We start from the raw sequence: 9,757 nt of genomic DNA, 5'->3' as shown, positions 1-9,757 counted from the left end.
GAAGCCCCCCGCTGCTCCGTAAGGAGCGGCGGGGGGCTTCGGCGTTTCCGGGCTCCCTGCTCGTTTCCGGGCGGCCCTCAGCCGCGCCGGCGCCGGCCGGTCCAGGCGGCCGCGGCCAGGGCGGCGAGGGCGAGGCCGCCGCCGGCCAGCCCGAGGGGGAGGCCGGGCGGGGTGAAGGTGCAGGTCAGCCGCTGGGTGCCGGGGGCGAGCCGGACGGCCAGGAGCCCGTGGTGCCCGGTGCGGGGGGCCGAGCAGCTCCAGCCGGGCAGGGCGGTCACGGCGATGACCGCCGTGCCGCGGGCGCCCGGGGGGAGCTCGGCGGAGAGGGCGTGGCCGGAGGCCTCGACCCGGGTGGCTCCGGTGGCGGTGAGCCGGCGCACGGCGGTGTCGAGGGCGGTCCGGTCCAGGCAGCCGAGGGGGTGGGCGGGGGCCGTGCCCGCGCTGCGGGTGGCGACGGAGACCTCCACGCGGCCCGAGGCGGGTACGGGCCCCAGGCGCAGCACCCCGGCCGTCCGGTCCCGCAGGGGCTGCGTGCCGCCCTCGTAGCGGAGGCGGCCCAGCAGGGCGGGGGAGTACCAGTAGGCCTCGGTGCCCGGGGCGCAGCGGGCGGCGTAGCGCTGCTCGCCGGGGGGCGCGGGGAGGTGGGTGGTCCGCGGCACGGCGTAGACGGTGGCGCCGAGGACGTCCTCCTGGCGGGCGTAGACGCTGCCGGCGGGGTGGGGGGAGCGGTACGGGCGGTCCCGGAGGGTGACGAGCGGGGGAGCGGGGAGGGCGGTGCTCCGCCAGGAGCCGGGGCGGCCGGGGACGGGGTGGACCCGGGCGCCGACGGAGAAGACGGCGTCGAGGACGGGGTTGTCGGCGCCGAAGACGGTCCGGCCGTCGTTGGCGTACCCGAAGCCGAGGGCGTCCAGGGTCCGGAAGGCGGCGGCGGGCAGGTGGCTGCTGTAGTACTGCGGGCCCTCGGCGCGCAGCGAGAGCGCGTCGTTGTACGAGGCCTCGGGCCGGCCGGGGTCGGTCCGGTGGGCGGGCCAGCCCTCCGCGCGGGCGACGGCGGCGAACCGGGCGTCGAGGGAGGGTCCGGCGGTGGTGCGCGGGCGGGCCCAGTCCTCGCGGGCCCGGCGGCTGTCGGCCACGGCCGCGGAGAGGGCGGACTCGGCGAGGACGGCGGCGGTCAGCAGCAGGGCGGCGGCCCGGAGCCGGGACTGCCGGCGCTCCGGCCCGCGGGGCCCGCCGTCGCGCAGGAGCAGGAGCAGTCCGGCCAGGGAGAGGGCGCCGCCGCCGAGGAGCGCGGCCCAGATCTGGGGGGCGAAGTCGTCGGTGCCGCGGAGCAGGAGGGCGGTGGCCAGCAGCAGGCCCGCGGCGGCGGCCAGCCGGCCGGGGCGCGGCCGGGCGGCCAGCCCCAGCCAGGCCATGGCCACGACGAGGCCGCTGAAGACGAAGGCCTCGCGGTACGAGTTGCCGTTCGGGACGGCGAAGCCGTGCCAGACGTACTGGGTGGGCGGGAACTGGAAGGAGGCGGCGGTCAGTGCGGCCGCGGCCCCCCAGGCCAGCCGGGTGCGCCGGGCCACCGCGGGGTCCAGGAGGAAGGCGAGGGCCAGGAGCAGGGCGAGGGTGGCGGCGTACAGGCGGGCGTGGCTTCCCCACTGGTAGCCGCCGGGGAGCAGGCCGGTCAGGAAGGACCCCGGTGCGGAGGGGACGAAGCGGCCCGCGCGGGTGGGCTGGGAGGCGGCGCTGGAGAGCAGGGCGGGCAGCAGCAGGGGGAGGGTGAGCAGGATGCCCGTGCCGGCGGCGCAGGCGGCGCGGGCGGCGGCCCGTACCCGCTGCCGTGCGGTGAGGTCGAGGACGGTCAGGCGGACGGCGAGCAGCACGCAGGCCGCGAGGGTGGCCATCATCGCCGTGTAGAAGTTGCCCAGCCAGGCGACGGAGACCAGGAGGGTGGCGGCCGGCCAGCGCCGCTCCTCCAGGCACCATTCGACGGCGGTGCCGAGCAGGGGCAGGGAGACCAGGCCCCACAGCCACATGGGGATGTACGAGGCGTCGCTGAGGGCCCAGCCGCACAGGCCGTAGCAGGCCCCGAGCAGCCCGCGCTGCCAGCCGGGGCCGGGGGCCAGCCGGCCGAGGTAGACCGTCATGGCGGCGGCGGCGAGTCCCATGGTCAGCGGGGTGAGGGCGAAGACGGCCAGGTCGACGCGGTCGCGGGGGACCAGGGTGGTCAGCCAGGACAGCGGGTTGCCGAGGTACGTGTGGTAGTCGGAGAGGAACTGCTGTCCGAAGCCGGCCCGCCAGGTGAAGAGCAGGTCGCCGCCGCCGTGTCCGTGGACCAGGTCCCACAGGGCCCGGTGGAAGGGCACGTACTGGTTGGCCTGGTCGTTCAGGGCCCGGGGGCGGGGGCCGAACGGCTGTGCCCCGCGGAGCCACCAGGCCGTGCAGAAGGCGGCGGTGGTGACGAGGAAGGCGAGGGCGGGACCGCTCCAGGCGGGGCGCCGCACCGGGGGGACGGCCGGGGGACGGGCCCCCGGGGGCGGGGCGACGGCGGTGAGCGGCTCCGGTGCCACGGTCCCCAATGTCTCGCTCCCTGCACTCGCCCTGCCGGTATGCCCCCATATGGTGTTTAAGGGACTTTCGGAAGTTTAGGGGCGGCGTCGGCGCGGGCGGCGCAGGCCCTGCGGGTCGCAGGGCGTGGGCATTTGTTTTGACCGGAGTGGATGCGATAGGTACGCTCAGACCTTGTGCCTGGGGTGTGCCTGGGCTCCCGTGCGTGTCCATCGCCGCACGCGAGCCGTACCGGCCACCGCAATCCGTACAACTCCGTGTCGCGCGGAGGTCCGGCGGATACGACACACCCGACCGCGTGGGTCGGAGACGTTCCAGGTTAGTTTCACCAACGGCACACAGAAACCGGAGAAGTAGTGCCTACGATCCAGCAGCTGGTCCGAAAGGGCCGGCAGGACAAGGTCGAGAAGACGAAGACGCCCGCCCTGGAGGCCTCTCCCCAGCGTCGCGGCGTCTGCACGCGTGTGTTCACGACCACCCCGAAGAAGCCGAACTCGGCGCTCCGTAAGGTCGCGCGTGTGCGTCTGACCTCCGGCATCGAGGTCACCGCTTACATTCCGGGTGAGGGACACAACCTGCAGGAGCACTCGATCGTGCTCGTGCGTGGTGGCCGTGTGAAGGACCTGCCGGGTGTTCGTTACAAGATCATCCGCGGTGCGCTTGACACCCAGGCTGTCAAGAACCGCAAGCAGGCCCGCAGCCGCTACGGCGCCAAGAAGGAGAAGTAAGAATGCCTCGTAAGGGCCCCGCCCCGAAGCGCCCGGTCATCATCGACCCGGTCTACGGTTCTCCTCTGGTGACCTCGCTCATCAACAAGATCCTCCTGGACGGCAAGCGCTCCACCGCCGAGCGCATCGTCTACGGCGCCATGGAGGGCCTCCGCGAGAAGACCGGCAACGACCCGGTCATCACGCTGAAGCGCGCGCTTGAGAACGTCAAGCCGTCCCTCGAGGTCAAGTCCCGCCGTGTCGGTGGCGCGACCTACCAGGTTCCCGTCGAGGTCAAGCCGGGTCGCCAGTCGACCCTGGCCCTCCGCTGGCTCGTGGGCTACTCCCGCGCCCGCCGCGAGAAGACCATGACCGAGCGCCTGATGAACGAGCTTCTGGACGCTTCGAACGGCCTCGGTGCGGCCGTCAAGAAGCGCGAGGACACGCACAAGATGGCCGAGTCCAACAAGGCCTTCGCGCACTACCGCTGGTAGTCCCAACCCACATCGAGACCGAGAGAAGACTGAGCCGATATGGCTACCACTTCGCTTGACCTGGCCAAGGTGCGCAACATCGGCATCATGGCCCACATCGACGCGGGCAAGACGACCACCACCGAGCGCATCCTGTTCTACACCGGTGTGTCGTACAAGATCGGTGAAGTCCACGACGGCGCTGCCACGATGGACTGGATGGAGCAGGAGCAGGAGCGCGGCATCACGATCACGTCTGCCGCGACGACCTGCCACTGGCCGCTCGAGAACGTCGATCACACGATCAACATCATCGACACCCCGGGTCACGTCGACTTCACCGTCGAGGTGGAGCGTTCGCTCCGCGTCCTCGACGGCGCCGTCACCGTGTTCGACGGTGTTGCCGGTGTGGAGCCGCAGTCCGAGACGGTGTGGCGTCAGGCCGACCGTTACGGCGTGCCGCGCATCTGCTTCGTGAACAAGCTCGACCGCACCGGTGCCGAGTTCCACCGCTGCGTCGACATGATCAAGGACCGCCTCGGCGCCGTCCCGATCGTGATGCAGCTCCCCATCGGTGCCGAGGCCGACTTCCAGGGTGTCGTCGACCTCGTCACGATGAAGGCGTTCGTCTGGTCCGCCGAGGCCACCAAGGGCGAGATGTACGACATCGTCGACATCCCCGCCACGCACACCGAGGCTGCTGAAGAGTGGCGCGGCAAGCTGGTCGAGACCGTCGCCGAGAACGACGACGAGATCATGGAGCTGTACCTCGGCGGCGAAGAGCCGTCCGTGGAGCAGCTGCACGCCGCCGTCCGCCGCATCATCATCGGCTCCGGCAAGGGTGGCGGCTCGACCATCACCGCGGTGTTCTGTGGCACGGCGTTCAAGAACAAGGGCGTCCAGCCCCTGCTCGACGCGGTCGTCCGCTACCTCCCGTCCCCCCTGGACATCGAGGCCATCGAGGGCCACGACGTCAAGGACGCCGAGGTCGTCGTGAAGCGCAAGCCGTCCGACGAGGAGCCCCTCGCCGCGCTCGCGTTCAAGATCATGAGCGACCCGCACCTCGGCAAGCTCACCTTCGTCCGGGTCTACTCGGGCCGCCTGGAGGCCGGCACCTCGGTGCTGAACTCCGTCAAGGGCAAGAAGGAGCGCATCGGCAAGATCTACCGCATGCACGCGAACAAGCGTGAGGAGATCGACGCGGTGGGCGCCGGCGACATCGTCGCCGTCATGGGCCTGAAGCAGACCACCACCGGTGAGACGCTGTGCGACGAGAAGCAGCCGGTCATCCTGGAGTCCATGGACTTCCCGGCCCCGGTCATCCAGGTCGCCATCGAGCCCAAGTCCAAGGGTGACCAGGAGAAGCTGGGTGTCGCCATCCAGCGTCTCGCGGAGGAGGACCCCTCCTTCCACGTTCACTCGGACGAGGAGACGGGCCAGACCATCCTCGGCGGTATGGGCGAGCTGCACCTCGAGGTGCTGGTCGACCGTATGAAGCGCGAGTTCAAGGTCGAGGCCAACGTCGGCAAGCCGCAGGTCGCGTACCGCGAGACGATCCGCAAGGCCGTCGAGCGCATCGACTTCACCCACAAGAAGCAGACCGGTGGTACCGGTCAGTTCGCCAAGGTGCAGATCGCGATCGAGCCCATCACCGAGGCCGACGGCCCGGCGTACGAGTTCGTGAACAAGGTCACCGGCGGCCGCATCCCGAAGGAGTACATCCCTTCGGTCGACGCGGGTGCGCAGGAGGCCATGCAGTTCGGCATCCTGGCGGGCTACGAGATGACCGGCGTCCGCGTCATCCTGCTCGACGGTGGCTACCACGAGGTCGACTCCTCCGAGCTCGCCTTCAAGATCGCCGGTTCGCAGGCGTTCAAGGAGGGTGCGCGCAAGGCCAGCCCCGTGCTGCTCGAGCCGATGATGGCCGTCGAGGTCACCACGCCCGAGGACTACATGGGTGAGGTCATCGGCGACATCAACTCCCGCCGTGGCCAGATCCAGGCCATGGAGGAGCGTCACGGCGCCCGCGTCGTGAAGGGCCTCGTGCCGCTTTCGGAGATGTTCGGCTACGTCGGCGACCTCCGCAGCAAGACCTCGGGTCGCGCAAGCTACTCGATGCAGTTCGACTCCTACGCCGAGGTTCCCCGGAACGTCGCCGAGGAGATCATCGCGAAGGCCAAGGGCGAGTAACCCACTCGTTTCACGCTTTAGGCTTGTCACCGGAATCCCCGGGGCAACACGGCACCCGCCCGTTGCCCCGGGGGGCCCGGATTCCAGCAAAGATCACCTGGCGCCGATGAGTAAGGCGTACAGAACCACTTCCCAGGAGGACCCCAGTGGCGAAGGCGAAGTTCGAGCGGACTAAGCCGCACGTCAACATCGGCACCATCGGTCACATTGACCACGGTAAGACGACCCTCACGGCCGCCATTACCAAGGTGCTGCACGACGCGTACCCGGACCTGAACGAGGCCTCGGCCTTCGACCAGATCGACAAGGCTCCCGAGGAGCGCCAGCGCGGTATCACGATCTCGATCGCGCACGTCGAGTACCAGACCGAGGCGCGTCACTACGCCCACGTCGACTGCCCGGGTCACGCGGACTACATCAAGAACATGATCACCGGTGCCGCGCAGATGGACGGCGCCATCCTCGTGGTCGCCGCCACCGACGGCCCGATGCCGCAGACCAAGGAGCACGTGCTCCTGGCCCGCCAGGTCGGCGTTCCGTACATCGTCGTCGCCCTGAACAAGGCCGACATGGTGGACGACGAGGAGATCCTGGAGCTCGTCGAGCTCGAGGTCCGTGAGCTCCTCTCCGAGTACGACTTCCCGGGCGACGAGCTCCCCGTCGTGCAGGTCTCGGCGCTCAAGGCGCTCGAGGGCGACAAGGAGTGGGGCGAGAAGCTCCTCGGCCTCATGGCTGCCGTCGACGAGTCGATCCCGACCCCGCCGCGTGAGACCGACAAGCCGTTCCTGATGCCCGTCGAGGACGTCTTCACGATCACCGGTCGTGGCACCGTCGTCACCGGCCGCATCGAGCGTGGTGTCCTGAAGGTCAACGAGACCGTTGACATCATCGGCATCAAGCAGGAGAAGACCACCACCACGGTCACCGGCATCGAGATGTTCCGCAAGCTGCTCGACGAGGGCCAGGCCGGTGAGAACGTCGGTCTGCTCCTCCGTGGCATCAAGCGCGAGGACGTCGAGCGCGGCCAGGTCATCATCAAGCCCGGTTCGGTCACCCCGCACACCGAGTTCGAGGCCACCGCGTACATCCTGTCGAAGGACGAGGGTGGCCGTCACACCCCGTTCTTCAACAACTACCGCCCGCAGTTCTACTTCCGTACCACGGACGTGACCGGCGTCGTGACCCTCCCCGAGGGCACCGAGATGGTCATGCCGGGCGACAACACCGACATGTCGGTCGCGCTGATCCAGCCGGTCGCCATGGAGGAGGGCCTGAAGTTCGCCATCCGTGAGGGTGGTCGTACCGTCGGCGCCGGCCAGGTCACCAAGATCACGAAGTAATTCGGGTTCTGACCTGGTAGCTCTCCAGAGCTGCTGAGGAGGGCCCCGGCCCGCCGCGCGAGCGGTGGACCGGGGCCCTTCCGCTGTGCGCGGGGTCGTGCCCCGCGTGGCGGGGGCGCCTGGGAAATGTGAGATGGGGTACCCTCCCCGCTTGCGATTGGCGCCCTCTGCGTCATGTATGGCAGACTGTTCAAGTTGCTCGGTTGAGTACCGATGCTGCGCGCCTCCCGCCGGGAGGACCGGAAGCGAGTCCCACAGTACTCGTCGCCTTTATCTGCCCTCCGGGGCAGCAATGGGGCGGACGTACGGGAATCTTCCGGGAAGCGTCAGCGGGGTGCCGGCCAGGCACTCGGTGGGTGTTCTTCCCCCCGATCCGCGGTCCCGGACCGCACACCCTCTGGCAGGGAATTTCCGTATGGGAATTTTCAGAAGCGGGAGTGCGACACGCCCGACCGCGGGGGTCGGAGAGGAGAGCCGCGCAAAAGCGCAGCCGACCGAGTACCAGAGCGTTCCACAGAGACAAAGGACTACGAAGTAGCCATGGCGGGACAGAAGATCCGCATCCGGCTCAAGGCCTACGACCACGAGGTCATCGACTCCTCGGCGAAGAAGATCGTCGAGACGGTGACCCGCACTGGTGCGTCGGTCGCGGGCCCGGTGCCGCTGCCCACTGAGAAGAACGTGTACTGCGTCATCAAGTCGCCGCACAAGTACAAGGACTCGCGCGAGCACTTCGAGATGCGCACGCACAAGCGCCTGATCGACATCCTCGACCCGACGCCCAAGACCGTTGACTCGCTGATGCGCCTGGACCTTCCGGCCGGCGTTGACATCGAGATCAAGCTCTGAGAGGCGCGGAGAAGATGGCTAAGCTGATCAAGGGCGTCCTGGGCGAGAAGCTCGGCATGACCCAGGTCTGGGACGAGAACAACCGTGTCGTCCCCGTGACCGTAGTCAAGGCCGGGCCCTGTGTCGTCACCCAGGTCCGCACCAACGACATCGACGGCTACGAGTCGGTCCAGATCGCCTTCGGCGAGATCGACCCGCGCAAGGTGAACAAGCCCCTCAAGGGTCACTTCGCCAAGGCCGACGTCACCCCGCGCCGCCACCTGGTGGAGCTCCGTACCTCCGACGCCAGCGAGTACACGCTCGGCCAGGAGATCACTGCCGAGGTGTTCGAGTCCGGCGTCAAGGTTGACGTCACGGGCACGAGCAAGGGCAAGGGCTTCGCCGGTGTCATGAAGCGCCACAACTTCCGTGGTGGCAAGGCGTCGCACGGTGCCCACCGTGTCCACCGCAAGCCGGGTTCGATCGGTGGCTGCGCCACCCCGGGCCGCGTCTTCAAGGGTATGAAGATGGCCGGCCGGATGGGTAACGACCGGGTCACCACCCAGAACCTGACCGTTCACGCCGTTGACGCGGAGAAGGGCCTGCTGCTCATCAAGGGCGCGGTTCCTGGTCCGAACGGCGGCCTCGTCCTGGTCCGCACTGCGGCCAAGGGGGCCTGAGGACTATGAGCACCATTGACATTCTGTCGCCCGCCGGCGACAAGACCGGGACCGTCGAGCTCCCGGCCGAGATCTTCGACGCCAAGGTCAGCGTTCCGCTGATCCACCAGGTCGTCGTCGCGCAGCTGGCCGCCGCCCGTCAGGGTACGCACAAGGTCAAGACGCGTGGCGAGGTCCGCGGTGGTGGCAAGAAGCCGTACCGCCAGAAGGGCACCGGCCGCGCCCGTCAGGGTTCGACCCGTGCGCCGCAGTTCGCCGGCGGTGGCGTCGTTCACGGCCCCGTGCCGCGTGACTACTCGCAGCGGACCCCGAAGAAGATGAAGGCCGCCGCCCTCCGCGGTGCCCTCACCGACCGGGCCCGTCACTCCCGCATCCACGTCGTCTCCGGCGTGGTCGAGGGTGCCGCTTCCACCAAGGCCGCCAAGGTCCTGTTCGGCAAGATCTCGGAGCGCAAGAACCTGCTCCTGGTCGTCGAGCGCGCCGACGAGGCCGCGTGGCTGTCCGCCCGCAACCTGCCCCAGGTGCACATCCTGGAGCCGGGCCAGCTGAACACGTACGACGTGCTCGTCTCCGACGACGTGGTCTTCACCCAGGCCGCTCTCGAGTCCTTCGTGTCTGGCCCCAAGGCCGCTGAGACCGAAGGGAACGAGGCCTGATGTCCGAGGCAACGATCACCAGCAAGACCTTCACGGACCCGCGCGACATCCTTGTCCGCCCGGTTGTCTCCGAGAAGAGCTACGCGCTGCTGGACGAGAACAAGTACACGTTCATCGTCGACCCCCGTGCCAACAAGACCCAGATCAAGCAGGCCGTCGAGGCGGTCTTCTCGGTCAAGGTCGCCGGGGTGAACACGATCAACCGCCAGGGCAAGCGCAAGCGCACCCGCACCGGTTTCGGTAAGCGCGCCAACACCAAGCGCGCCATCGTGACCCTTGCCGAGGGCGACCGTATCGACATCTTCGGCCAGGCCTCCTAACGGAGCGCCC

The 9,757-nt window shown here is 69.2% G+C and carries 9 protein-coding genes; 8 read left to right on the top strand and 1 reads right to left on the bottom strand.

Features of this window, described 5'->3' with window-relative positions:
* Window positions 1-77: 77 nt before the first annotated feature.
* Window positions 78-2,555 (bottom strand): YfhO family protein, encoded by a 2,478-nt coding sequence (locus tag ACZ7JZ_RS01860; protein WP_470932099.1) that lies wholly within the window; start codon window positions 2,553-2,555, stop codon window positions 78-80.
* A gap of 354 nt (window positions 2,556-2,909) precedes the next feature.
* Here ACZ7JZ_RS01860 and rpsL point away from each other — a divergent pair, with 354 nt between their 5' ends.
* From rpsL to rplW, 8 genes are all read left to right on the top strand, one after another.
* A complete protein-coding gene (gene rpsL / locus ACZ7JZ_RS01855) occupies window positions 2,910-3,281 on the top strand; it encodes a 30S ribosomal protein S12 (protein WP_007265893.1) in 372 nt (123 codons plus the stop codon).
* A gap of 2 nt (window positions 3,282-3,283) precedes the next feature.
* Window positions 3,284-3,754, top strand: coding sequence for a 30S ribosomal protein S7 (gene rpsG / locus ACZ7JZ_RS01850; RefSeq protein ID WP_352193902.1), 471 nt, complete (start codon window positions 3,284-3,286; stop codon window positions 3,752-3,754).
* 39 nt (window positions 3,755-3,793) lie between these two features.
* Window positions 3,794-5,923 carry an elongation factor G gene (gene fusA, locus ACZ7JZ_RS01845; protein WP_470932097.1) on the top strand — a complete coding sequence of 710 codons (2,130 nt, stop codon included), beginning with the start codon at window positions 3,794-3,796 and terminating at the stop codon, window positions 5,921-5,923.
* Between the two features lie 146 nt (window positions 5,924-6,069).
* Complete coding sequence (gene tuf / locus ACZ7JZ_RS01840; protein WP_470932095.1) at window positions 6,070-7,263, top strand: elongation factor Tu; 1,194 nt, start codon at window positions 6,070-6,072, stop codon at window positions 7,261-7,263.
* A gap of 540 nt (window positions 7,264-7,803) precedes the next feature.
* Complete coding sequence (gene rpsJ / locus ACZ7JZ_RS01835) at window positions 7,804-8,112, top strand: 30S ribosomal protein S10 (protein WP_003948644.1); 309 nt, start codon at window positions 7,804-7,806, stop codon at window positions 8,110-8,112.
* A 14-nt stretch (window positions 8,113-8,126) separates the two neighbouring features.
* On the top strand, window positions 8,127-8,771 hold the full coding sequence (rplC, locus tag ACZ7JZ_RS01830; protein WP_470932093.1) for a 50S ribosomal protein L3: 645 nt from the start codon (window positions 8,127-8,129) through the stop codon (window positions 8,769-8,771).
* Window positions 8,772-8,776: 5 nt separating this feature from the next.
* Entirely contained in the window at window positions 8,777-9,427 is a 651-nt protein-coding gene (gene rplD / locus ACZ7JZ_RS01825) for a 50S ribosomal protein L4 (RefSeq protein WP_470932091.1), read from the top strand.
* Window positions 9,427-9,747 (top strand): 50S ribosomal protein L23, encoded by a 321-nt coding sequence (rplW, locus tag ACZ7JZ_RS01820; RefSeq protein WP_125642234.1) that lies wholly within the window; start codon window positions 9,427-9,429, stop codon window positions 9,745-9,747. Before rplD ends, rplW begins: the two co-directional genes overlap by 1 nt.
* Window positions 9,748-9,757 lie beyond the last annotated feature (10 nt).

This window comes from Streptomyces sp. NPDC038213, assembly GCF_055600495.1.
Note: the sequence above shows the minus strand (reverse complement) of the source record. Positions and strands in the feature narration are given on the sequence as shown.

Bases quoted from the DNA above. Each gene is read 5' to 3' on its own strand.
- rplC (WP_470932093.1), top strand. From the start codon at position 8,127: ATGGCTAAGCTGATCAAGGGCGTCCTGGGCGAGAAGCTCGGCATGACC.
- fusA (WP_470932097.1), top strand. From the start codon at position 3,794: ATGGCTACCACTTCGCTTGACCTGGCCAAGGTGCGCAACATCGGCATC.
- rpsJ (WP_003948644.1), top strand. From the start codon at position 7,804: ATGGCGGGACAGAAGATCCGCATCCGGCTCAAGGCCTACGACCACGAG.
- rplD (WP_470932091.1), top strand. From the start codon at position 8,777: ATGAGCACCATTGACATTCTGTCGCCCGCCGGCGACAAGACCGGGACC.
- rpsG (WP_352193902.1), top strand. From the start codon at position 3,284: ATGCCTCGTAAGGGCCCCGCCCCGAAGCGCCCGGTCATCATCGACCCG.
- rplW (WP_125642234.1), top strand. From the start codon at position 9,427: ATGTCCGAGGCAACGATCACCAGCAAGACCTTCACGGACCCGCGCGAC.